Below are 25,457 nucleotides of genomic sequence, written 5' to 3'. Positions count from 1 at the left end.
GGCGGTACTCCAGTACTTCTAGGAAAGTACTGGGAAAATGGAAGAGCCGTGTATTATTTTGACTAAATGAATATATGTTTTCTTGTCCGGGAGTTGTATTTCTAAAAGAAAAAACGTATATTTATTGCGAAATCAAAATCTAAGGTTATGAAAAAATCATTGTTCTTTTGTGTGTTTCTATATGGAATAGGAGTAATGTCTTGTTCAAATGAATTGGAAGTTCAAGAAAAAGTAAAGGCATTACCTACTGTTCGGGAATTAGTTGCTTATCCTAAGTCCGATGCAGGACGTAGTCGTTCGGGACAATTGAATTGGGAGGAATGGGAAAAGGTAACATTATCTTCAGGAAATCATGTTAATACGCCATGGAATACAACTCAGTCTACAACTGCGATTCCTTATGACATAAGAATGGACATAAAATCTGTAGATGGATGGGAGTTGATTGCCCATACAGTTAATGGTTATGGAGATTTAGGAGTGAATTATCTGATTTTTCATAATAAGTATACGGGGGTACTAAAAGTTTTTTATTATTTGGAGCCAGAACAAGCGAATTTACAGAATACAGCAATGTGGAAATTGCATTTTGAGATTCCTCAATCTTGTTTAGCTTTTTCTGATGTTTATGCGGAACTGTCTACAGGGAAGGATATTTATGATATTTATGTAGGCAATATATCAAATGATGATTCTAAAGGATATACCGTGGGCTGGAATTGTTTTCAGACAGAGTTGGCGTATGATCCTAATTTAAAAGGAGGAACGCTTCAAATAATTCCACATTCATGTACTACTAGTACAATTGAATTAGATGGTGATTTTGAAAGTACCACAGAAGGACTGATTCTTTCTTCAACAACATATAATAAGGGAGATAAAATAGTGAAATCTGTAGCTAAATATGCAGGGGATAAAGCAGAGAAGTGGGTGGAGAAAGCAATTGAAAGCGAGAAAGTATTTAAAGAAATAAAGTCTTTAATTGTAAAAGGGGCAGGTAGTCTTGTTTCTTCTGGAGTTAGTACGTTATTAGGTGCTTTTACTGGTGGGTTTGATAGGGAAAAAAAATACCGTACAGACCGTTATGTTGCAGACGAATGGAAAGGTAACTCTTTCTGGAGAGATAGAAACGCTTGCCACAGGTTTGATACCCCCTTTCACATTGTCTCTTTCTCCAGACAAAATCGGTCGTTTGGGTGTATGGAGTTTGTCTGATTATCCGTGTTTAAGACTCTCTCCTTATGCTACTCATTACAAGCAGGATAACGATGAAGCAGTTCAGATATATCAGTCCATGGGACCAGAGTTTTATGCTTCGGATTTGGATGACTGTTTAAACCTGAATCCGGAAATGTTGTCGTCGGTAAAAAGTTATACTGTTAAAGGCGAAATTTATGAAACGAGTCATACTGTTTTATATGATGCATTAAATGAAGGTACCAGTGGTGTGCATAATGAGCGAAGACCTGTTTCTTCGGAGTTGTTATATGACGAGGTATATAGACCACCTTTTTATATTTATACTGGAGTCGTTTTGAAAGATAAGAATGGAGAGGAACTATGGAATTGGGGAGATAAGGCGCCTTTTGAAATTTATTTACCTAATACTCCAGAAGGAGAACAAGGAGCGGTTCCTCATTTGACTTTTATGTCACGTTATATATTAGTGGTAACTGTTGAAATGAAAGTGGAAAATAATGGTAGGGAAAATACGATTGTGTCAAGCCATACTTTTGTCCCTAGGTTCCGATGGGATTATTATAATTCTGGTGACTGGTATTACAATGTATATCCATTTGTTCCCATTGAGAACTGATTTTGTTAACTTTTAATTGAAAGAATATGAGAACGGTTTTGAAATGTTTGTCCGTTGGGATACTATTACTTTTCTTTTCCTGTAAAAATGAAGAGGCATTGCCGCTACTGAACCCGGAGAGTGAAATGTGTGAGATTCGTTTTTCTGGCTCGGCTTTTGATTTCCAATGGAACGGGAAAGCATTGGGAGTGAAAGATGCATGGGCATATCCCGTAGTGGAATTTGATGCGATAGAATCGGATACGACCAAACTACAGCTGACGATTTCATCCTTACTTCCGGATGACATTAAACTGGCGGTGGATGTAGTTCCTGGAGTGTCTGAAATTGTTTTTTCCGGAAAGTCTTCCGGAAAGCCTTATGATCTGGAGGTGGAAGGGTATTTCATGCCACAGGAAGAGGAGAAAAAATTGTCCATCACCTGCCGGTATCAGATGAACGAATCCTGTATCGAACTGGACACGCCTTATGATTTTCATTTTGGAGAGGACTGTCTGTCGTTAATAGTTGGTGGTCCGGGAGAAGTGGAATGGAACGGACAAGTATGGAAAAAAACGGATTTGGTGAAAGATGTGCTGCGCAAAATGGGGCAGAGGGTGGCTCAACGTACGGAGATGATGCGGGTGATATTTCATGCGGACGCTACGCTGGATGTGTTTGTGAGAGAAGTGGGAGAAGAGAACTTTGTGCAGATTGCTACGCTGCAATATGATATTTCCAGTATGATACCGAACCGTATGAATTGGATTTTTACGCAGGAACAGTCTCGTTGTGTGGAAACGGAACTGATTGGGGAGCCGCTGCCATGTTCAATTTTTTTCACCGATTTCTTTAATGACGGAAGAGACTTCCTGCCTATGTATTTTGCAAGGGGGGATAACTCCGGCTCATTGTATCTGAATATTGCCAGTCCGTATCGTCAAAGAGCTGTCTCGCGCTATATCAGATCTAAGGGAGCAGAAGGGCTTCCGGAGGAAGAGGTAGAAGAAATGGAACTATTTTTCCAGATTATTCAGGAAGACGGTGCGTGGGAAGATAACACGTGGCTTTATTTGCTGCGTACCGAAAAGAGATAAGCATCGAAAAAGCATTAAGAATGAAAGCACTGTACAAGGAGTGAGTGTATTTGTTTCTCCTTGTGCAGTGCCCTTTAGGAATGTGCTTTGTGCAGTGTTATTTATATTGTTGGTGGAATTCCACTACGGCTTCTATTCCTTTTCTGAAAATATCAAGTGAGAAGTTCTCATTCGGGGAGTGGATGGCATCGCTTTCCAGTCCGAATCCCATCAGAATGGTTTTAATACCCAGAATCTGTTCGAAATCGCTGATGATAGGAATACTTCCTCCACGACGTACAGCCAGTGGCTTTTTGCCGAAAGCTTTTTCAAATCCTTTTTCTGCAGCTTGATAAGCCGGATGGTCAATCGGGCACACATAGCCTTCACCTCCATGCAGAGGAGTGACTTTCACTTGTACATAGTCGGGTGCCTGCTGTGTGAGATAGTCTACAAACAGCTGGGAGATTTTTTCATGCTGCTGGTGAGGGACCAGACGGCTGGAAACTTTGGCGTAGGCTTTAGAAGGCAATACGGTCTTGGAACCTTCGCCTGTATATCCTCCCCAGATGCCGCATACATCGAATGACGGACGGCAGCTGTTGCGTTCCAGTGTGGAATAGCCTTTTTCGCCTTTCAGGGCTTTCACTCCGATGGCTTCCATGTATTTTTTCTCGTCGAACGGAATCTGGGCAATCATTTCGCGCTCGGCAGCCGGTACTTCTTCTACGTCATCGTAGAAATGAGGAACGGTAATACGTCCGTCTGCGTCGATGACTTTTGAAAGTAAATCGCAGAGCACGTTGATAGGATTGGCCACTGCACCACCGAAATGTCCGGAGTGAAGGTCACGGTTCGGGCCGGTTACTTCAATTTCCCAGTAAGCCAGTCCTCTTAGTCCGGTAGTGAGGGACGGCAGGTCAGCCCCTAACATGCTGGTGTCGGACACTAAGATCACATCGGCTTTCAACAGTTCCTTGTGTGCTTTCAGAAAAGCATTCAGGCTGGGCGAACCGATTTCTTCTTCTCCTTCAAAAATGAATTTCACATTGTGGCGGAGCAGCCCTTCACGTACGAGGTATTCAAAAGCCTTGACTTGAATCATGGACTGTCCTTTATCATCGTCGGCACCGCGTGCCCAGATACGACCGTCACGAACTTCCGGTTCGAAAGGCTGGCTTTTCCATAATTCCAACGGTTCGGCCGGCATGACGTCATAATGTGCATAGACCAGTACGGTCGGAGCATCGGGGCTGACACGCTTTTCGGCATAGACTAACGGATGTCTTTCTGAGGGCATGACCATCGCTTCATCGGCTCCTGCTTCGAGCAGTAGCTGACGCCAGCGTTCCGCGCAGGCCAGCATGTCGTCCTTATGCGCAGGAAGTGCACTGATGCTGGGAATGCGGATAAGGCTGAACAGTTCGTTCAGGAACCGTTCTTCATTTTCTTGGATGTATTGTTTGATTTCCATGGTATTTTTATTTACAGATGTGTAGTTTTATTAAGCAGATAATAATCGAGTATCGTCATAGCTGCCATAGCTTCCACAATGGGGACTGCGCGAGGTAACACACAAGGGTCGTGACGTCCGCGGGCTTTCAGAATAGTTTCGTTGCCATAGATGTCGACTGTAGGCTGTTCCATCAATACCGTAGCTACCGGCTTGAAGGCTACGCGGAAATAAATATCCTGGCCGTTGCTGATACCTCCCTGAATACCTCCTGAGCGGTTGGTGCGGAAGGCTATTTTCTCTCCGTTACGATAGAATATATCGTTTTGCTGGCTGCCTTTCATCTCCATGTGACTGAAACCTTGTCCATATTCAAAGCCTTTGACAGCGTTGATGCTAAGCATGGCATTGCCCAAGGCGGCATGAAGCTTGCCGAAAACCGGCTGGCCCAATCCGATAGGGCATCCTTGTATGACACAGCTGATGACACCACCGATGGTATCGCCTTCTCCTTTTGTCTGGTAAATATAGTCAGCCATCTGCTTGGCAAGTTCTTGATCCGGACAGCGTACCGGATTGTCTTCAATGGTACTCAAATCGTATGCGGTATAGTCTTTATCCAACTTGAATTCTCCTACCTGCGAAGTGAAGGCCGTGATGCGAACGCCGAGCTGTCGCAATGCCAGTTTGGCAAGGGTACCGGCTACTACACGGGCGATGGTTTCACGGGCTGAAGAACGTCCTCCTCCCCGGTGGTCGCGTATACCGTATTTTTGTGTATAGGTAAAGTCGGCATGAGAAGGACGGAATACGTCTTTCATGTTGTTATAATCGTTGGAATGCTGGTTGGTATTCCATACCACAAATCCGATGGAACATCCGGTAGATACCCCTTCATATATTCCGGAAAGAAATTCTACCTGGTCAGCCTCTTTTCGGGCTGTGGTGATGGCCGATTGTCCGGGACGGCGTCGGTCCAGTTCCTGTTGAATAAAATCCATGTCGATGGCGATACCTGCCGGAAATCCGTCGATAACTCCGCCTATAGCTTTTCCGTGTGATTCACCGAAACTGGTGAGACGGAAGATATTTCCAAAAGTGTTATTGTACATCGTTGTATGGTATAATTGATTGTGATTAGAATCTGCTTCCGGCGCCACCGCCTCCGAAGCTTCCTCCTCCAAAACTGCCGCCGCTGAAGCCGCCTCCACCTCTTCCGAAACCACCTCCAAAGAACGGACCGCCTAAGAAGGGACCTCCGTTGCCTCCCCGGTGATGGAATTCGTCGTCATCGACTTTTCGGTGAGTGTGACGTACGTGTCCGCAATTGCTGCACAGATAGGTGATTTCTTCGGTACGTACGCTGCCTACGCGTGAAATGGTACGAACTGAAACCTGTTGTAAGGTATGCTTATGGCAATTCGGACATTTGTTTCGTTGGCGTGCGGAATACCATAATAAGGCAGGTACAAGGATAAAGCAGCATCCCAGGATGATAAAAATTAGCAGTCCGTCTGATTCACCTTCGGGAGGAGTGGGAGCTCCGGAACTTTTATCCAGTACTTGTCGTACGGCCTGAATACCGGCTACCATACCGGAATCCCAGTCACCTTTACTTAAATAGGGATTCATGTAACGGGTTTGGATGCGTTTACAGATGGCATCGGGAAGAATACCTTCCAGTCCATATCCGGTAGCAAACTGGATACATCTTTCTTCTGTGACCAGCAGAATGACCAGTCCGTTGTCTTTACCTTTCTGGCCTACTCCGTTTTTCTCTCCCAGTTGGTAGGCAAAGTCGAAACAATCACCGCCTTTTATTTGCCGTACGGCTACGACCACGGTCTGGATGCCGGTTTTCTGTTCCAAAGCAAAGAGGGTGGTATCCATTACAGCTACAGCCGCTTCACTAAGAATTCCGTCAGGATTGCTGACATACCGTGTCCGGTCTTGCAGGTGTACCATGGGAACCTCTTCTACTTTGTATCCTTCAGCTCGCAAAGTGCTGAAGGCAGTTGCCAGTAAAAAGAGTATTCCGAATAAAGATGTTCGTTTCATTGTGAAGAGGGTAGGTTAGAACTTCACTTCAGGTGCCTTTTCGCTGCCTTCTTCAGCTTCGAAATAAGGACGCTTTTCAAAACCGAACATGCTTGCGACGATATTTTTCGGGAAACGGCGGATGCTGGTATTGTATTCGCGTGCAGTTTCGTTGAATTTACGACGTTCTACGCTGATACGGTTCTCAGTTCCTTCCAACTGTGCCTGCAGTTCCTTAAAGTTTTCATTGGCTTTCAACTCCGGATAGTTTTCTGTCACAGCCAACAGTCGGCTCAATGCACTGCCCACAGCTCCTTGTGCTTTCTGGTAGGCTTCAATTTTTTCAGGAGTCAGGTCTTCGATGTCGATGGTCATCTGAGTAGCTTTTGCTCTGGCTGATACCACCGCATCGAATGTTTCTTTTTCGTGTGCGGCATACCCCTTAACGGTATTGACCAGATTAGGAATCAGGTCAGAGCGTCTCTGATATTGGTTTTCTACGTTGCTCCATGCAGTGCCTACGGTTTCTTCCTGAGTGACTAAAGAATTATACGAACTGACGCAGTAAATCACAAGAACAGCTACTACTGCGATAACAATAATCCATGTTTTTTTCATACGTGTTATTTATGTTTTATGATTAGTTTCAATGGCAAACATACATAAAAATCTCATTTTTTGCGTATCTTTGCCCAATAATTTTGATAAGTTGTAATATTATATATGAAGAATATCCGAAATTTTTGCATCATTGCACACATTGACCACGGTAAGTCTACACTGGCTGACCGTTTGCTGGAATATACGCAGACAATTAAGGTTACAGAGGGACAGATGTTGGACGATATGGACCTGGAACGTGAACGTGGAATCACAATCAAGAGCCATGCCATTCAGATGGAGTATACTTATAAAGGTGAAAAATACATTCTGAACCTGATTGACACTCCGGGACACGTGGACTTTTCATACGAAGTGTCTCGTTCCATTGCAGCTTGTGAAGGAGCATTGTTGGTCGTCGACGCTTCTCAAGGTGTGCAGGCGCAGACTATTTCGAACTTGTATATGGCGTTGGAACATGACCTGGAGATTATTCCGGTGATGAACAAGTGTGATATGGCCAGTGCGATGCCGGAAGAGGTGGAGGATGAAATTATTGATTTGTTAGGCTGCAAGCGTGAAGATATTATTCGTGCATCGGGAAAGACCGGTATGGGAGTAGAGGATATTCTTCAGGCAGTAGTAGAACGTATCCCAGCTCCAGTTGGTGATGAGAATGCACCGCTGCAGGCTTTAATTTTCGATTCTGTATTCAATTCATTCCGTGGTATCATTGCATATTTTAAGGTGGTAAACGGAGTGATTCGTACAGGTGACAAGGTGAAATTCTTCAATACAGGAAAAGAATACGATGCTGACGAAGTAGGTGTATTGAAAATGGATATGGTTCCTCGGAAAGAGTTGCGTACGGGAGATGTAGGATACATTATTTCCGGTATCAAGACTTCTAAAGAGGTGAAGGTAGGAGATACCATTACACATATCAGTCGCCCGTGTGATAAGGCAATTGATGGATTTGAGGAAGTAAAACCGATGGTCTTTGCCGGAGTTTACCCGATTGAAGCGGAAGATTACGAAAATTTGCGTGCTTCTTTGGAAAAACTTCAGCTGAACGATGCGTCTCTGACTTTTCAGCCGGAATCTTCTTTGGCGCTGGGCTTCGGATTCCGTTGCGGATTCTTGGGATTGCTTCATATGGAAATTGTGCAGGAACGACTGGATCGTGAGTTTGATATGAATGTGATTACCACTGTTCCTAACGTATCGTATATGATTTACGATAAGCAGGGAGGAGTGCAGGAAGTGCATAACCCGGGAGGAATGCCCGATCCTACACTGATTGATCATATTGAAGAACCTTATATTGATGCTTCCATTATTACGGCAACAGACTATATCGGTCCGATTATGACGTTGTGTCTGGGTAAGCGCGGAGAACTGGTGAAGCAGGATTATATTTCAGGTAATCGTGTAGAATTGCATTACAAGATGCCTTTGGGTGAAATTGTGATAGACTTCTATGATAAGTTGAAGAGTATTTCCAAGGGATATGCTTCTTTTGACTATCATCAGTCAGGTTTCCGTCCATCTAAATTGGTGAAGCTGGATATTCTGTTGAACGGAGAATCGGTTGATGCCTTATCTACGTTGACTCACTTTGATAATGCGTATGATTTAGGACGCCGAATGTGTGAGAAACTGAAGGAATTGATACCTCGTCAGCAGTTTGAAATTGCGATTCAGGCGGCTATCGGTGCAAAGATTATTGCGCGTGAAACCATTAAGGCAGTCCGTAAGGATGTGACGGCCAAATGTTATGGAGGTGACGTAAGCCGTAAGCGTAAGCTCTTGGAAAAGCAGAAAAAAGGAAAAAAACGTATGAAGCAAATTGGTACGGTAGAAGTTCCTCAAAAGGCATTTTTAGCGGTTCTTAAGCTTGATTAAGCTTTTGAATCTCTGTAAGAGGCGTCAAAAAGACAAAAAATCTCTTTTTGATGCCTCTTTTATTTTTATCAAATTGTAATGTATTGTAAAAATAAATTGCGAATTTGTTGTTTATTCTATGTAGAATATATATATTTGTCACATGAATAAGGCTTTGCTAGATATTTTAAAAGTAGGTGGACTCTTTTGGTATATGGTGGTTTTATTTAGTGATAAAATTTTTTATTAACCATCCTGCTTTTCTTTTAATGTAATTTTGGTTAGGTAGGACTTAAAAACATTTTAAATATGGAAAAACTTTACCCCAGTAACAAAGTGAGGTTTCGTCATCTTTATGATAAAACTGATAAGGAAGAACAAATTCTTTTTTACAGATGTTCATTGATGGTGGAAACGTATATTAAAATACACGTTCGTAATCAGGAAGATGTCTACAATTTACGTCAGGAAGTATTGTTGAAAGTGGTAGAAGGATTGGATAAGTCGTACCATGAAAGAGTACGTTTTTTTCAATGGGCAATGACGATAACAATTAATATGGTAAATGATTATTATCGCAGAAAGAAAAATGCTCCCACTATGGTTGCACTTGATAATGAGGCTGTGGTGGCTCATACGGCAGGATATCCTTCATTAAAAATTAAGCTTTTGTTGAAGTTTGAGCGTGTTTATCTGATAATACGGGAAATAATACTTTTCGAGCTTTCTTTGTTTGAGAGAGAATTGATTATAGACCTATTCTTTAAAGGTTTAAGTTTTAGAGAAGCGGGCGAAAAGAGAGGTATAAGTAAATCGACTTGTTTCAAGCTTTATAAAAAAATCATAGCTAAAATTCGCGATTTGTTAAAAGAAAGAGGAATTGATTTTACTTTTCTAGATGAAGATTTATAAGAAAAAGGCATCCATGCAAGATTTGTATTTGGGTGCCTTTTCTTATTTGTTTCTTCTGAATTTCGACTTTTTTTGTACTTTTGCGCGGAAAAAATAATTAAAAGCTATCTTTATGTTAACATTGGATTGTATTTATCGGGCATCGTTTGCTCTGAAAAATGTGATAAGAAGAACGGATTTGATATATGCTCCCCAAATAAATAATGAGAGTCAGGTATATTTGAAACCGGAAAACCTGCAATATACAGGTTCGTTTAAGTTGCGTGGTGCATGTTACAAGATTTCTTGCTTGACAGAGGAAGAAAAGGCTCGTGGAGTGATTGCTTGTTCAGCGGGAAATCATGCGCAGGGTGTTGCACTTGGTGCTACGAAGCATGGCATAAAATCGTTGATTTGTCTTCCGGAAGGTGCTCCTATTTCGAAAGTAGAGGCAACCAAGCGTTACGGAGCTGAGGTATGTCTGGTTCCAGGTGTTTATGATGATGCTTACCAGAAGGCTTTGCAGCTTAAGGAGGAAAGAGGATATACTTTCATTCATCCTTTTGATGATGAACATGTCATTGCCGGACAGGGAACAATCGGACTGGAATTGTTGAATCAACTTCCGGATGTGGAAGTAGTGATTGTGCCCATTGGGGGAGGAGGACTTATATCTGGTGTAGCTTACGCGCTGAAATCTTTAAAACCTGATGTAAAGGTATATGGTGTACAGGCTCAAGGTGCTCCGAGTATGTTGCGCTCTATTGAACATGAACGTCGCGAATGCCTTTCTTCAGTGTCAACAATCGCAGATGGTATTGCAGTAAAGGAACCAGGAGAACATACTTTTGATTTGTGTAGCAAGTATGTGGATGGTATTGTGACTGTGACAGAAGATGAAATCTGTGCCGCTATTTTAGCATTGATGGAGCAGCAGAAACTTATTGCTGAAGGGGCGGGGGCAGTTGCTGTGGCAGCTGCTATGTTCAATAAGGTTCCGGTGGCAGGGAAGAAAACAATTTGCGTGGTATCCGGAGGAAATATTGATGTAACTATCCTGAGCCGTGTGATTGGACGTGGATTGGATATGTCTGGCCGCTCTTATACTGTAACGCTTGATTTACATGATAAACCCGGAGAACTGATGGGAGTAGCTACTATTGTGGCTCGTCTGGGAGGAAATATCATTTCAGTACTTCACGAACGTAACAATAATAATAGTAATGTGACAGCCTGTTTCCTGAGACTGGTGATGGAAACACGTAATGCGGAGCACATTTCACTTATTCGAAATGCACTGCTGGAGGCAGGATACACCATCGTAAATTAAGTAGGAGAGCTGTAATTTGTCGGATTTCTGAACTTGTCCTGACGAATTTAATTTTTTTAAGCAGATTTTCCTCGTTAACGTTACCAACAATACAATATTTATCGTACATTTGCCACACATTTGTAAAGTGTGGTTTGCAAAAATGACTGATAAAATAAAACATCTAGGTATTGTGGAAAGCATTAACGGTTCTTACTTGAAGGTGAGGATTGTACAGACGTCAGCTTGTTCTGCCTGCAGCATAAAAGGGCATTGCAGTGCGGCTGAATCGAAGGAGAAACTGATAGATGTATACAATAAGTCTGGTCTCGCCTGTCAGGTAGGGAGCCAGGTCATGATAAGCGGAGCGACATCCCTGGGAATGAGAGCTGTAATGTGGGCTTTTGTTTTCCCTTTTGTGGTGTTGCTCGTTTCTCTTTTTGTCGCTATGTATTTTACGGGAGGGGATGAGGTCGTTTCTTCCATCGCATCTTTGTGTATGCTTATACCTTATTATCTGATACTTTTCTTTTGCCGGGAGAAATTCAGACGTACTTTTGTGTTTGTTTTGGAATCAATTAATAATTAATAAACTAACTTTATATTATGAGTTTAATTTTGGTTGCAGTGATTTCACTGGGTGCCATTGGCTTGATTTCAGCTGTTATCTTGTACGTGGCTTCTAAGAAATTTGCTGTGTATGAAGATCCCCGAATTGCTCAGGTGGCAGAAGTGCTTCCTCAGGCCAATTGCGGTGGATGTGGTTTCCCGGGATGTTCCGGTTTTGCAGCTGCTTGTGTAAAAGCTGGTTCTCTGGAGGGAAAAATGTGTCCGGTAGGCGGTCAGCCTACAATGGAGAAGGTCGCAAGTATTTTGGGACTGGAAGCAGCTGCTTCAGAACCGAAGGTTGCGGTAGTGAGATGTAACGGAACATGTGCCAACCGTCCGAAGCTGACTCAGTACGACGGGGTGCGTTCTTGTGTGGTAGCCAATTCTACTTTCGGTGGTGAAACCGGTTGTACCTTTGGCTGTCTGGGATGTGGTGACTGCGTATCGGCTTGTCAGTTTGATGCCATTCACATGAATCCGGAAACAGGACTTCCTGAAGTAGACGAATCAAAATGTACGGCTTGCGGCGCTTGTAGCAAGGCTTGTCCGCGTAACATCATTGAAATTCGCCCGAAAGGCAAGAACAACCGTAGAGTGTACGTACAGTGTGTCAATAAGGATAAAGGTGCTGTAGCCCGTAAGGCATGTGCAGCAGCTTGTATCGGTTGCGGCAAGTGTGTGAAGGTATGTCCGTTTGAAGCTATTACATTGGAAAACAACCTGGCCTATATCGACCCGGCTAAATGTAAGTCATGCCGTAAGTGTGAGATGGAATGTCCGCAGCAGGCTATTGTAGCAGTGAACTTCCCTCCTCGTAAACCGAAGGCAGATGCTCCGGCAGCAGAAAAACAGGCTGTAGGACAGGCTGCTATAGCTAGTGCAGCAAAGCCAGTAGCTGTAAAGAATGAAACGGTGAATACGGCTTCTACTCCGGCTGCCGAAGCTCCAAAGAATACAGAGGCTTAATCTTATAATTGTATAATACTAAATAACATAAAAGTGAAGACGTTTAGAATTGGTGGAGTTCATCCAGCAGAAAATAAATTGTCAGCCGGGAAAGCTATTGAAACGCTTGCACTTCCCAAGCAGGCGGTGTTCCCGTTGTCTCAGCATATTGGTGCGCCTGCCACTGCCATTGTAAAGAAAGGTGATGTGGTAAAGGTTGGTACCAAGATTGCCGAAGCGGGAGGCTTTGTATCGGCAGCTATCTTCTCTTCCGTGTCTGGAAAGGTAAACAAGGTAGACAGCGTGATTGATGCAAGCGGCTATCGCAAGCCTGCAATTTTCATTGATGTAGAAGGTGATGAATGGGAAGAAACAATCGACCGTAGCAAGGATCTGGTAAAGGAATGTAACCTGACTCCGGAAGAAATTGTCGCAAAAATCAAGAATGCCGGTATCGTAGGTATGGGTGGTGCTTGTTTCCCTACTCATGTAAAACTGACTCCTCCTCCTGGATGCAAGGCAGAATGTGTCATCATCAATGCCGTAGAATGTGAACCTTATCTGACTGCCGACCATCGTCTGATGCTGGAAAAAGCAGATGAAATTCTGGTTGGTGTACAGATTCTGATGAAGGGAGCAAAGGTAAACAAAGCCTATATCGGTATTGAGAACAATAAACCGGATGCCATCAAGTTAATGACAGAAAAGGCGGCCGCTTACCCAGGTATTGAAATTGTACCTTTGAAAGTGAAATATCCTCAGGGAGGTGAAAAACAGTTGATTGACGCTGTTATCGGTCGTCAGGTACCGGCTCCTCCTGCTATTCCTATTAATGTAGGTGCAGTGGTACAGAATGTAGGTACTGCGTATGCAGTATACGAAGCTGTACAGAAAAACAAGCCTTTGTTTGAACGTGTGGTAACGGTAACCGGTAAGTCATTGAAGAACCCTTCTAACTTCCTGACTCGTATGGGAACTCCGATGAGCCAGCTGATTGAAGCTGCCGGAGGTCTGCCGGAAGATACCGGAAAAGTAATCGGTGGTGGTCCGATGATGGGTAAGGCTTTGGTAAATACCGAAGTACCTATCTGTAAAGGTAGCTCTGGTGTGCTGATTATGAACGATAAGGAAGCACGTCGTGCAGAACCTCAGCCATGTATCCGTTGTGCGAAGTGTGTAAGCGTTTGTCCGATGGGACTGGAACCTTACTTGCTGGCTACTTGTTCGGCTCATGGCGACTGGGAACGTGTGGAACACGAAATGATTATGTCGTGCATCGAATGCGGTTCATGCCAGTTTACATGTCCTTCTCATCGTCCGATGTTGGATTACATCCGTTTAGGTAAAGGTAAGGTGGGCGGTATCATCCGTGCACGTAATGCAAAAAAATAATTTGAGAATCTTATGGCAAACAAATTAATAGTATCCTTATCGCCGCATGTACATGGTGGCGACAGTGTACAGAAAAACATGTACGGCGTATTGATTGCGCTGATACCGGCCTTGCTTGTATCTTTTTACATGTTTGGTCTGGGAGCAGTGGTGGTGACACTGACTTCTGTCATTGCATGCTTGTTCTTCGAATGGGCTATCACCAAATTCATATTGAAGCGCGAACGTACTACTATCATGGACGGTTCGGCTGCCCTGACAGGTGTGTTGCTGGCATTTAACCTGCCTTCTAACCTGCCGTTGTGGATTATTATTATCGGTGCGCTGGTGGCTATCGGTATCGGAAAGATGACTTTCGGCGGATTGGGATGTAACCCGTTCAACCCGGCTTTGGTGGGACGTATCTTCCTGCTGATTTCTTTCCCTGTGCAGATGACTTCGTGGCCGGTAGTAGGTCAGTTGACCAGTTATACGGATGCGGAAACTACTGCTACTCCGTTGGCTTTGATGAAGATGGCGGTACATGGCGATGCCAATGCGTTGAGCCAGTTGCCCGATACCATGTCTTTGTTCTTGGGTAACAATCCAGGATGTATCGGTGAGGTAAGTGCCTTGGCATTGTTGTTAGGACTTGTGTATATGTTGTGGAAAAAGATTATCTCCTGGCATATTCCGGTTTCCATTCTGGCAACCGTATTCGTATTCTCAGGTCTGATGCATTTGGCTAATCCTACAGTATATGCTTCTCCGTTGGCCCATCTGTTTACCGGAGGTTTGATGTTGGGTGCGATTTTCATGGCCACAGATTATGTGACTTCACCTATGACTCACAAAGGAATGTTGATTTATGGTGTGGCTATCGGTTTCCTGACAGTAGTAATCCGTACTTTCGGTGCCTATCCGGAAGGTATGTCGTTCGCTATTTTCATCATGAACGCATTCACTCCGTTGATTAATACATATTGCAAACCAAAACGTTTCGGGGAGGTAGTGAAGAAATGAAAAAACTAGAATCATCTTTAAAGAATATGGCTCTGGCACTGACCGGATTTTCCGTAGTGGCCGGAGGTTTGCTGGGCTGGGTGAACGACGTAACTGCAGAACCTATTGCTCAGGCGAATGCCAAGACTTTGAGTGATGCCATTGCAGTGGTAGTTCCCGGTTTTGATAACAATCCGGCTGATGCTCCTGAAATCGTAGAAGTCAATGGTGCCACTTATAAGATTTACAAGGCGACTAAAAACGGACAGCCTATCGGAGCTGCAGTAGAATCGGCTGCCAATGGTTTTGGTGGAGCGCTGACCGTATTGGTCGGTTTTGACAATGAAGGTAAGATTATCGATTATTCTCTTTTGAGCCATGCAGAAACTCCGGGACTGGGTTCGAAGGCTGCCGATTGGTTCAAGAAAGGTGCCAAAGGTGATATTACCGGAAAAAATCCGGGCGAAGCTCCTTTAACGGTGAGCAAGGATGGCGGAGAGATTGATGCCATTACGGCTTCAACCATTACATCGCGTGCTTTCTTGCTGGCTGTAAACAATGCGTATGCAGCCTATAAGAATCAGCATGTAGATGGAGCCAGCGGAGCTACTCAGCAGGAAAAACCGGCCGAAGAAGCTGTGAGTGATACAACGAATGTAGAACCCGTTAAATAAGGAGGACAGGCTATGAATAATTTTAAAGTGTTAATGAATGGGATTGTAAAAGAAAATCCTACGTTTGTACTCCTTTTAGGTATGTGTCCGACCCTGGGTACAACTTCTTCTGCCATCAACGGTATGGGTATGGGACTGGCTACTATGTTTGTACTGATTTGTTCAAACGTGGTAATCTCTCTGATTAAGAATCTGGTGCCCGACATGGTACGTATTCCTATTTTTGTGGTAGTGATTGCTTCGTTCGTAACTTTGCTTCAGATGGTGATGCAGGCATACGTACCGGCATTGTACGCTACATTGGGATTGTTCATTCCGTTGATTGTGGTAAACTGTATTTTGCTGGGTCGTGCTGAAGCATTTGCAGCTAAGAATAACCCCTTGTCTTCTTTCTTCGACGGCTTGGGTATGGGACTTGGATTTACCATTGCCTTGACTTTGCTGGGTGGTGTACGTGAATTCCTGGGAACTGGCAAATTGTTTAACATTGCCATTATGCCGGAAGATTACGGAATGCTGATTTTCGTATTGGCTCCAGGTGCTTTCATCGTATTGGGATACCTTATTGCGATTGTAAACCGCTTGAAAAAAGCATAACCCTTAAAAATAGAAAGATATGGAATATATATTGATATTTATCACCGCAATCTTTGTGAACAACGTAGTGTTGTCGCAATTCTTGGGTATCTGTCCGTTCTTGGGAGTTTCCAAGAAAGTGGAAACTGCCATGGGTATGGGAGCAGCGGTAGCTTTCGTGTTGACGCTGGCCACCATCGTGACCTATGTCATTCAGAAGTTTGTATTGGACGCTTTCGGATTGGGATATTTGCAGACTATAGCCTTTATCCTTGTCATTGCCGCATTGGTTCAGATGGTAGAAATTATCTTGAAAAAGGTTTCTCCTTCTTTGTATCAGGCACTGGGAGTGTTCCTGCCTTTGATTACAACTAACTGCTGTATCCTGGGTGTGACTATCCTGGTAATCCAGAAGGACTATGATTTGCTGACTGGAGTAGTATATGCCTTCTCTACTGCATTAGGCTTTGCTTTGGCGTTGATTGTGTTTGCCGGTATTCGCGAGCAGTTGAGCCTGGTAAACATTCCGAAAGGTATGAGAGGAATGAGTATTGCATTGGTTACAGCAGGTTTGCTGGCTATGGCATTCATGGGCTTCTCAGGCGTAGATAAAGGTCTGGCAGTACTTTTTGGCTTGAATTAATCCTGTCTTTTGACAGTTACTTGTTGTAAAAGTGTTATCCGTCACATGGCGGGTAACACTTTTTTAATTTTTTAATGAGAGGTACATGGACAATTCAATCCTTTTTTCTACTTTTGTAGAGATATAGTAAATGACTTTAATAAAGGAGTTAATTATAAGATAAACCTTAGTGTTATGAAAAAAAGAATTCTCGTGACAGGTGGAACCGGATACATTGGTTCTCATACTGTGGTTGAATTGCAGAATAGCGGTTACGAAGTGGTAATTGTAGACAATCTTTCCAATTCGCGCGCTGATGTGGTGGATAGCATCGAACAGATTTCAGGTGTGCGCCCGGCTTTTGAAAAAGTAGATTGTCTTGATTACGAAGGTCTGAATAACGTATTTACTAAATATCCTGGTATCCAGGGAATCATTCATTTTGCAGCAAGCAAGGCTGTAGGTGAGTCTGTTCAGAAACCGTTGCTGTATTATCGTAACAACTTGGTTTCTTTGATTAACTTATTGGAACTGATGCCGAAACATGGAATAAAAGGTATTATTTTCTCTTCTTCTTGTACGGTATACGGTCAGCCGGATGTATTGCCTGTAACAGAAGCTGCTCCTATTAAGAAAGCTGAATCTCCATACGGTAATACGAAGCAGATTAACGAAGAAATTATTCGTGATACAATTACTTCTGGTTCTCCTATTCATGCTGTAATGTTGCGTTATTTCAATCCGATTGGTGCACATCCAACTGCCTTAATTGGTGAACTTCCGCTTGGAGTACCGCAGAATCTGATTCCATATCTTACTCAGACTGCAATGGGTATCCGTGAAAAACTGAGCGTATTCGGTGATGATTATGATACTCCTGACGGTTCTTGTATCCGTGACTACATTTACGTAGTAGATTTGGCAAAAGCACACGTAATTGCCATGAACCGTATTTTGGAAGATAAGCAGAAAGATAAAGTAGAAGTATTTAATATTGGTACTGGTCGTGGTCTTTCTGTATTGGAGCTGATTCACAAGTTTGAAGAATCTACCGGCGTGAAACTGAATTATCAGATTGCTCCTCGTCGTGCAGGTGATATTGTGAAAGTTTGGGCCGATCCTTCTTATGCAAACTCTGAATTGGGATGGAAAGCTGAAACTTCTATCGAAGATACCTTGCGTTCTGCATGGAATTGGCAGGTTCACCTTCGTGAAAAAGGTATCATGTGATTTGAATTCTTAATAAAATAAAAAATACTGAACTAAAGATATTTTATGAACGTTACATGTAATATACAGCTCTTGTGGTTCTTGTGTATGTGATATAGATAATGAACGGCAGCTGATTTTCATCTGAAATGAAAGCAGAGAGTTGTATTTTTGCATAGTAGTTTTGTCGTGTTTTATTTTGTGTTTGTGTTGTGGCTGTTCTCCGACGAGAGTCGGGGAACAGTTTTTTTATGTTTGTGGATTTTATTATATCTTTGCAGCCGATTTTCGAATCAAGGGAATGGGACTTCCCTGTGATAAACCGCTAATGAAGTAGCTGATAGTTCCTACCAGAGCAGGTCTCTTTTTAGGACCGGCAGGGAGGACTATATTTGTATCCATGCTGTGTGAAAGAGTTCGGGCTTTGGTTTTTGCGAAAACTTGAGATAATGGATACAAGAAAACTTAGAAAAATATGAAGACTTTAAGAAATCAGAACTACTGGTGGAAGTTTGAACAGCTTCCTTTACTCCTTTATTTATGTAAGTGGCTTTTCCTTTCAGTTTTGTCAGGGGCTTGTATAGGTTCGGCTTCTGCCTTGCTGTTAGTATCTCTGGAGTGGGCCACGCAGTATCGTGAACATCATCTGTGGATAATTGCTCTTTTGCCTGTGGCTGGTTTGCTTATCGGCTTGATGTATCATTATTGGGCAGGAACGGCTTCCCGGGGAAACAATTACCTGATTGAGGAAATCCGTTCACCACATGACATTATTCCTTTCCGTATGGCTCCGTTAGTATATATCGGGACTGTATTAACTCATTTGTTCGGTGGTTCTGCCGGACGAGAGGGCACCGGGGTACAGATGGGAGGAGCCATAGCCGACCAGTTTTCCCGTCTGTTCCGTATGCGTCGCAGAGATCATCGTCTGATGGTAGCTATCGGAATCAGTGCAGGTTTTGCTTCTGTATTTGGTACCCCATTGGCTGGAGCCGTTTTTGGATTGGAGGTCATTGTGGTGGGACGCATGCGTTATGAGGCCATTTTGCCGAGTTTCCTTTCAGCTGCCGTAGCCAGCATGGTTTGTCATGCGTGGGGAGTGGAGCATACGCATTATGTAGTTCCTGAAGTTCCTTTTCCGGATGCATCCAATTTGTTGTGGACCATTGGTGCAGGTATTCTTTTCGGATTGGCAGCCATGCTGTTTTCACGTTCCATCGGTTTTTGGTCAGGAATGGCCAAGCGCATCAGTTATCCGCCTTTCCGTCCGCTGATAGGAGGACTTGTGATTGCCGAAGCTGTCTGGATGATGGGAACGACGAAATATATCGGTTTGGGTGTACCTACCATTGTGGCTTCGTTCACGGAACAGCAGATGTGGTATGATTTTCTGCTGAAGATTCTGTTTACGACCTTCACTATTGGAGTCGGATTCAAGGGAGGTGAAGTTACTCCTCTGTTCTTTGTGGGAGCTACCTTAGGCAGTGCGTTGTCGGCTGTGGTACCCCTTCCGATGGGGCTATTGGCTGGCATTGGTTTTGTGGCAGTGTTTGCCGGAGCAACCAATACCCCCATTGCTTGTACACTGATGGGAATTGAGCTTTTCGGGGCAGAGCCAGGTCTTTATTTAGGCATAGCTTGTGTAATAGCTTATCTTTTCTCCGGTCATACCGGCATTTATACAGCTCAGCTGATTGGCAGTCCGAAACATTTGGCTTATTCTCGTAGGAAGGGAAAAACGCTTGCGGAATAGTGATTTATCACGGTGGTTTCTTTTATAAACAAAACGCAAGGGCGCTTGAAGTCAAACGTCCTTGCGTTTTGTTTTAAATGCACTTGCGTTTTAGTTGAAACGCAAAGGCGTTTTAATTGAAATGTACTTGCGTTTGGAGTCGAGCGCCTTTGTGTTTGATATGTAACACAAAGTTACGTTTGTGTATAGAAATTAAGATTGTGTAAAAGATGGGGCCCTTCTTTTTATGTTGTACAGCCTAAATGTATCGTAGAATAAAGAAAATGTTACACACGGGATAATGATGTAACATGTAACATAGGTGTTGGTAATATGGTATAATTCCTTTCGTTCATTAAGATTTACATTTGCATTACATCAAATGATTTATAAATGTATAATCTTAAATGAAATGCCTATGGACACTAAAGTCGGGAAAATGAAAGATACCAGGTAAGTTATTAGTTAATATATTCTATTGACTATCTCTTTGATTGGATTAGGGTAGTCATTAAGTATGTTGCTTAAGTAATAAACCTTCTATTCGTAAATGACAATTCATATAAATATTTCATTAACTATTAAACATACAAATATGATGAAAAACTTATTTAGATTACGCCTGATATGGCTATTCATGTTGTTTTGTATGATTCCTTTATGGGCTTTGTCACAAAATATTACCGTAAAAGGTATTGTGAAAGATGGAGCTGGGGAATCTGTTATAGGTGCAAGTGTGCTTCAAAAGGGTACAACCAATGGTACAATTACAGACTTTGAAGGAGGTTTTACTTTAAATTTGCCTTCCAATTCTGTTATAGTAGTTTCTTTTGTAGGATATAAAACTCAGGAAATCGCGGTTGCAGGTAAAACCGATTTAACTGTAACATTAACAGAAGATACACAGTTACTCGATAATGTGGTCGTAGTGGGCTATGGTACACAGAAAAAGGAAGATTTGACTTCTGCTATTGCCACATTGAGTCCGAAGGAAGTTTTAAAATCTCCGGGAGGTATTACAGATGCTTTGCAAGGAAGTACAGCCGGTGTGAATGTATCAGGTGGAAAGATTCGTATTCGTGGTACCTCTTCAATTACAGGTAGTACAGATCCGTTGTGGGTGGTAGATGGTATCATTGATGCATCAGGAAACATTCCTAATGATAATGAAATAGAATCTATCCAGGTTTTGAAGGATGCGGCTTCATGTGCAATTTATGGTGTGCGTGGTGCCAATGGTGTGATTGTGGTTACTACAAAGAAAGGAGCAGAAGGAAAACCGAAAGTTAGCTTTAATGCGTATGCCGGTTTTGGTTCAAACACCAGCAAAGTAGATATGCTTAATCCGTATGATTATGCAGTTTACGTAAATGAACTTTACTATAATTCTTCTGATGCTACTGCAATTGCGAATGGAACATGGAATAAAACAGTTCCAACAGGAGTAGCTACTCCGAGCAATCCGCTTGGAAGTACAGACTGGTGGGATGAGTATTTCTGCAATACCAACTATCAGAAATACGACTTGTCAGTGAGTGGAGGTAGCAAATATGCCAGCTATCGTATTGGAGCTACTCATGCTGACAATGATGATCAGATGCATACGGAAGATGTGAAAGCGGATAATATTTATGCTAATGTACAAGGTACCGTAGGCCGTTTTACTTATGGTGGACGTATATTTGCTAATTATAGTAGAACCAATGGTTTTACAGGTGCTTCGCTGATGAATACTCTCCAAACACCTTCTAACCTTCCGGTATACAATGAAGATGGTAGTTTCTTCTTGACTGGTAATAATGGTCGTGATGGAAATGACTTGGTGAATCAAATCTGGTTCTTGAGAAATGAAAAAATTCGTAATCGTTCAATTAGCGCTTTGGGAAGTATATTTGGTGAAATAAAGATTTTTGACTGGTTGAAATATCGTTTGACTTATACTTACTCATTTGCAAGAAACAATGATGCAACTTTGATTCCGGAATATGATCTTGGAACAGCTAACGGAAAGCAGGCTTATAATTCTCAGAGTACGACAAAAGGAGGCAGCGGACATGAAATTATTGAAAACTTGCTGACCTTTGATAAGACCTTTAATGATGTACATAATTTGTCAGGAGTTGTCGGTATGGTTTCTGAAAAGTTTGATGGATGGTCTACGGGCGTTTCAGGACGTAGTAATGAATATTCAGACTTTGGTCCAGAGAGTCGTTACCCAGATAGTCAGAACGTAACTAGTTCACAATATAACGAAGCATATTTTTCTTATTTGGCCAGAGTTATGTATTCTTACAATAGTAAGTATATGATTACTGCTAACTTCCGTGCTGATGAGTCTTCTAAATTTAAAAAAGGTAATCGTTGGGGATATTTCCCTTCATTCTCTGTGGGATGGAGAATCAGTGAAGAGTCTTGGATGAAAGACGCAACTTCCAGCTGGCTGAATAATTTGAAAATCCGTGCCACATTAGGTTGGATTGGTAGTGCCAATGCGGTAGGACGATATGATTATCAGTCAGTTGTTGAAACAGACAACAGATATTACACATTTGGTCCTGGCCAGATTAATCCGGAAGGAAGCTCTTCTAATGCATCAGCACCATTGATTGAAAACTTTGCAAATCCTGATCTGTCGTGGGAAACAACCAGAGATGCGGGTGTAGGTTTCGACCTTGATATGTTTAATAATAAATTCAGTTTGGTTTTCGATTATTATAATCGTAAAACGACCGATATGTTACTTGCCGTACAGTTGCCTAAATCTACAGGTAATATTAATACCATGTATTCTAATGTGGGTAGTATGAAAAACTGGGGTATTGAACTTTCAGCTACTTATCGTGAACAGATTGGTGATGTAAAATTAACGATTTCTCCTAACTTCTCTCTTTATCGTAATGAAGTAACAAGTTTGGGTGACAATGCTTCACTTGCTGGTGGTGCTTGTAGTACAGGTAATGTGACAATGACTGTAGTCGGACAGCCTGTAGCGCAATTCTGGGGTTATAAGACAGATGGCTTGTTCCGTACAGATGAAGAAGCTGCTAATTATGTAAACAGCAAGGGAGAACGTCTTCAGCCTTCTGCAGCTGCCGGAGATTTGAAATATGTAGATGTAAACGGTGACGGACAAATTACGGATGACGATAAAACATTTATCGGTTCTTCTTTACCGAATTGTTCTTTTGGCCTGAATATTACAGCCGAATACAAAGGATTTGATTTTTCAATGTTATGGCAAGGTGACTTTGGAAACCAAATTTATAATAACTGGAAAACTGAGCTGATGGGTGGTTATGCAGCAAAGAATCAGATGGCTGATATGAATAACCGCTTCCGTGCAGAAGATGTGACCTTTACAACAGCTGGTGGTGAAACAATCACATTGCCTGCTAATGTGAATACGAATGTACCGCGTGCCGTACTTAATGACCCGAATGGTAATCATACTATGGCATCTGATTATTTTATTGAAAATGGTTCTTATTTCCGTTGCAATCGTATTACCTTGGGATATACTTTTGACAAAGCATTGATTTCAAAAGCACACATTGAATCTTTACGTTTGTATCTGGGTGTAAAGAATCCGTTCACTATTACAGGATATTCTATGTTTGACCCGCAAGTCCCCAATAATGGTTCTACTTTGAATCGTGGTGTAGATGGAGCATATTACTACTCTGGAGATACATATTGGGCAAATCGTGAGTTCTTTGCTGGTTTGCAGTTGACATTTTAAGTAATAATGAAATATTGGAATTTTATGAAACATATTAAAACATATATGGGTATTTGTTTGGGCTCTTTATTAATGACAATGAGTTCATGTGAGCCTGACATGGATTTTAATAATCCTTCAGCAGATAACGAAGCTACATATTATAATACGAAAGAACATTTGACATATGCAGTTAATGGTGCATACAACATTCTTCAAAGAGCTGGCGGATGGGCTCGATGGATGCCATTTATGCTGAATGCACGTAGTGATGAATATGTGTTTACAAGTGGAGCTGCTGCCGGTGAACCAGAAACGGCAAGATTGTCTCAATACAACGTAAATGCGGATTTGGGTAGTGTATCAACGTGTTATCAGGATTTGTACGTGTTACAGTATGCAGCTAATCTTGCACTCGAGAAATTGGAGGCAAATCAGGATGGAGCATTTGATTTGAATAATGAAGATGATAAAAAATTATATGACAGACTGAAAGGTGAAGCTATATTCTTGAGAGGTTTGAGTCGTTTCTATCTGGTTTATTTCTGGGGAGATGAAATTCCTGACCGTGATTATGTGACTACCGGTGAAGGAGATTACATGTTGCCACCTGCTGAACCGGGTGCAATCTACCAGCGTATGGTAAAAGATTTTCAGGATGCTGCAAACTTGCTTTCAGACTGGTCGTACGAAGGAACTGAAAATGAAGGTCGTGCTACAAAAGGTTCTGCACTCGCCTTTTTGGCAAAAACGTATATGGCTCGTCCGATTTTGGATGGAACTGCAAAAGCTGGAGATGCCGAATGGGCTTTAGCAAAGGATGTATTGTGGCAAATTATCGACTCTCATCAATATTCTTTAATGGATAATTATCGTGATAATGCGACTGAAGATAATGAAAATAATGCTGAATCTTTGTTTGAAGTACAGTTCTGCCAAAGTGTAGAAACAGACGGATTTAACCCTGCTGCTAATGGTGACCTGAATGACTGGGTAGTAACCGGACAAAATACAATTCGTGAATTGGAAATGAGTGCGCCAAACTCTACAGAGTCTGCCAGATGGTGGAATGGACAGCCTTCTTTAGCGCTATATAATGAGTTTGAACGTGATGCGTCAGGAAAGATTATAGATCCTCGTGCTTATTTGGGTATGTATATACCTGGCGGCTGTAATTTCTTGGGTAAATCTGGTAACTGGATTCCTTATGAAGTGCTGTTCTCTGGAGATACATTTGATGAATGGAGAGGAAAATGGTTCGGATGTCGTAAGTATAGTCTTGACCAAGTGAGAAGCAAAGAACAGAGTGGTATTAATGATCGTCTTATCCGTTATTCTGATATTTTGTTGATGTATGCAGAATGCTGTTTGGAAGCTGATAATGATGAAGCAACAGCTAAAAAATACATCCAAATGGTGCGTGATCGTGCGAATAAGAATACGGAAGCTTTCAATACAACTGAAGCCGATTTAGGTAATGATTATTTGAAAGGCAATACATTGCCCACTGTGGATGAGTTGCTTCAGCAGAAACCTGTGGTTGGTCGAGTTGTAGGAAGTAATGGAGATGTTATTTGCGAAGGAATGGAGTTAAATTCTGTACGCCGAATTCTGAAACATGAATATTCTGTAGAGTTATATTGGGAAGGCTGGAGATTCTTTAACTTGATGAGATGGTACAATAATCCGAATGATCCGGATCAGAGTATTGTGCTGAATAACTTGAAAAATAAAAATGCGCTTCAGGTGGAACAGACTAATCTGACAGGTACGCAGGTGTTTGATTATTCGCGTCATTTACGTGTGCCGATACCTTCTACTGAACTTTCTACCAATACGAATATGCATGGAAATTCCGCTAATTAATCGTGACATGTTTTGAGAAAGGAGCTGCCCTGTATTGAAGTGACCCCAAAAAGTTGGACAAGTTAAACATTATCCCGTAATAGAAAGA

The 25,457-nt window shown here is 42.3% G+C and carries 21 protein-coding genes and 1 riboswitch; of the genes, 17 read left to right on the top strand and 4 right to left on the bottom strand.

Annotated features, from left to right (window positions below; genetic code table 11):
- Positions 1 to 147: 147 nt before the first annotated feature.
- The 3 genes from DXD04_RS14095 to DXD04_RS14085 all read left to right on the top strand — a co-directional run bounded on the left by DXD04_RS14095 (position 148) and on the right by DXD04_RS14085 (position 2,892).
- Complete coding sequence (locus DXD04_RS14095) at positions 148 to 1,215, top strand: hypothetical protein (RefSeq protein WP_147330769.1); 1,068 nt, start codon at positions 148 to 150, stop codon at positions 1,213 to 1,215.
- Positions 1,163 to 1,816, top strand: a complete 654-nt coding sequence (locus DXD04_RS16780; RefSeq protein ID WP_185149763.1) for a hypothetical protein — start codon at positions 1,163 to 1,165, stop codon at positions 1,814 to 1,816. Before DXD04_RS14095 ends, DXD04_RS16780 begins: the two co-directional genes overlap by 53 nt.
- A gap of 98 nt (positions 1,817 to 1,914) precedes the next feature.
- Positions 1,915 to 2,892 carry a hypothetical protein gene (locus tag DXD04_RS14085; RefSeq protein WP_118425110.1) on the top strand — a complete coding sequence of 326 codons (978 nt, stop codon included), beginning with the start codon at positions 1,915 to 1,917 and terminating at the stop codon, positions 2,890 to 2,892.
- Between the two features lie 97 nt (positions 2,893 to 2,989).
- Here DXD04_RS14085 and DXD04_RS14080 read toward each other — a convergent pair whose 3' ends face one another.
- The 4 genes from DXD04_RS14080 to DXD04_RS14065 are packed head-to-tail and all read right to left on the bottom strand — an operon-like array spanning position 2,990 to position 6,979.
- Positions 2,990 to 4,345: a dipeptidase gene (locus DXD04_RS14080; protein WP_117673843.1), complete on the bottom strand. Its 1,356-nt coding sequence runs from the start codon at positions 4,343 to 4,345 to the stop codon at positions 2,990 to 2,992.
- A gap of 11 nt (positions 4,346 to 4,356) precedes the next feature.
- Positions 4,357 to 5,436, bottom strand: a complete 1,080-nt coding sequence (aroC, locus tag DXD04_RS14075) for a chorismate synthase (protein ID WP_117673842.1) — start codon at positions 5,434 to 5,436, stop codon at positions 4,357 to 4,359.
- A 25-nt stretch (positions 5,437 to 5,461) separates the two neighbouring features.
- Positions 5,462 to 6,382, bottom strand: coding sequence for a TPM domain-containing protein (locus DXD04_RS14070; protein ID WP_117673841.1), 921 nt, complete (start codon positions 6,380 to 6,382; stop codon positions 5,462 to 5,464).
- A 15-nt stretch (positions 6,383 to 6,397) separates the two neighbouring features.
- On the bottom strand, positions 6,398 to 6,979 hold the full coding sequence (locus tag DXD04_RS14065; RefSeq protein WP_117673840.1) for a LemA family protein: 582 nt from the start codon (positions 6,977 to 6,979) through the stop codon (positions 6,398 to 6,400).
- Positions 6,980 to 7,084: 105 nt separating this feature from the next.
- Here DXD04_RS14065 and lepA point away from each other — a divergent pair, with 105 nt between their 5' ends.
- The 14 genes from lepA to DXD04_RS13995 all read left to right on the top strand — a co-directional run bounded on the left by lepA (position 7,085) and on the right by DXD04_RS13995 (position 25,369).
- Entirely contained in the window at positions 7,085 to 8,866 is a 1,782-nt protein-coding gene (lepA, locus tag DXD04_RS14060) for a translation elongation factor 4 (protein ID WP_007561405.1), read from the top strand.
- 288 nt (positions 8,867 to 9,154) lie between these two features.
- On the top strand, positions 9,155 to 9,757 hold the full coding sequence (locus DXD04_RS14055) for an RNA polymerase sigma factor (protein WP_117673839.1): 603 nt from the start codon (positions 9,155 to 9,157) through the stop codon (positions 9,755 to 9,757).
- A gap of 112 nt (positions 9,758 to 9,869) precedes the next feature.
- Positions 9,870 to 11,066, top strand: coding sequence for a threonine ammonia-lyase (gene ilvA / locus DXD04_RS14050; protein ID WP_022054731.1), 1,197 nt, complete (start codon positions 9,870 to 9,872; stop codon positions 11,064 to 11,066).
- A gap of 142 nt (positions 11,067 to 11,208) precedes the next feature.
- Positions 11,209 to 11,634 carry a SoxR reducing system RseC family protein gene (locus DXD04_RS14045; protein WP_117673838.1) on the top strand — a complete coding sequence of 142 codons (426 nt, stop codon included), beginning with the start codon at positions 11,209 to 11,211 and terminating at the stop codon, positions 11,632 to 11,634.
- A 17-nt stretch (positions 11,635 to 11,651) separates the two neighbouring features.
- On the top strand, positions 11,652 to 12,620 hold the full coding sequence (locus DXD04_RS14040) for a Fe-S cluster domain-containing protein (RefSeq protein ID WP_117673837.1): 969 nt from the start codon (positions 11,652 to 11,654) through the stop codon (positions 12,618 to 12,620).
- Between the two features lie 33 nt (positions 12,621 to 12,653).
- Complete coding sequence (gene rsxC, locus DXD04_RS14035) at positions 12,654 to 13,991, top strand: electron transport complex subunit RsxC (protein ID WP_007561414.1); 1,338 nt, start codon at positions 12,654 to 12,656, stop codon at positions 13,989 to 13,991.
- A gap of 12 nt (positions 13,992 to 14,003) precedes the next feature.
- Positions 14,004 to 14,993: an RnfABCDGE type electron transport complex subunit D gene (locus DXD04_RS14030; protein WP_022054734.1), complete on the top strand. Its 990-nt coding sequence runs from the start codon at positions 14,004 to 14,006 to the stop codon at positions 14,991 to 14,993.
- A complete protein-coding gene (locus DXD04_RS14025) occupies positions 14,990 to 15,646 on the top strand; it encodes an RnfABCDGE type electron transport complex subunit G (protein ID WP_117673836.1) in 657 nt (218 codons plus the stop codon). The genes DXD04_RS14030 and DXD04_RS14025 overlap by 4 nt, the downstream gene beginning before the upstream one ends.
- Before the next feature lie 12 nt (positions 15,647 to 15,658).
- The gene (rsxE, locus tag DXD04_RS14020) at positions 15,659 to 16,243 is read left to right on the top strand and encodes an electron transport complex subunit RsxE (protein ID WP_007561420.1); all 585 of its coding nucleotides are present in this window, start codon (positions 15,659 to 15,661) and stop codon (positions 16,241 to 16,243) included.
- 19 nt (positions 16,244 to 16,262) lie between these two features.
- Positions 16,263 to 16,865: an electron transport complex subunit RsxA gene (gene rsxA, locus DXD04_RS14015; protein ID WP_022054736.1), complete on the top strand. Its 603-nt coding sequence runs from the start codon at positions 16,263 to 16,265 to the stop codon at positions 16,863 to 16,865.
- Between the two features lie 174 nt (positions 16,866 to 17,039).
- Positions 17,040 to 18,074, top strand: a complete 1,035-nt coding sequence (galE, locus tag DXD04_RS14010; protein ID WP_117673835.1) for a UDP-glucose 4-epimerase GalE — start codon at positions 17,040 to 17,042, stop codon at positions 18,072 to 18,074.
- Between the two features lie 267 nt (positions 18,075 to 18,341).
- A riboswitch (Fluoride riboswitch) is annotated at positions 18,342 to 18,410 on the top strand.
- A 118-nt stretch (positions 18,411 to 18,528) separates the two neighbouring features.
- Complete coding sequence (locus tag DXD04_RS14005) at positions 18,529 to 19,806, top strand: voltage-gated chloride channel family protein (RefSeq protein ID WP_117673834.1); 1,278 nt, start codon at positions 18,529 to 18,531, stop codon at positions 19,804 to 19,806.
- 574 nt (positions 19,807 to 20,380) lie between these two features.
- Complete coding sequence (locus DXD04_RS14000) at positions 20,381 to 23,524, top strand: SusC/RagA family TonB-linked outer membrane protein (protein WP_178270038.1); 3,144 nt, start codon at positions 20,381 to 20,383, stop codon at positions 23,522 to 23,524.
- 24 nt (positions 23,525 to 23,548) lie between these two features.
- On the top strand, positions 23,549 to 25,369 hold the full coding sequence (locus DXD04_RS13995; protein WP_178270037.1) for a RagB/SusD family nutrient uptake outer membrane protein: 1,821 nt from the start codon (positions 23,549 to 23,551) through the stop codon (positions 25,367 to 25,369).
- The last annotated feature ends 88 nt before the right edge of the window (positions 25,370 to 25,457 follow it).

The organism is Phocaeicola plebeius, from assembly GCF_003437535.1.
Taxonomy (GTDB): Bacteria; Bacteroidota; Bacteroidia; order Bacteroidales; family Bacteroidaceae; genus Phocaeicola; species Phocaeicola plebeius_A.
This window is presented reverse-complemented; position numbering and strand designations above follow the sequence as displayed.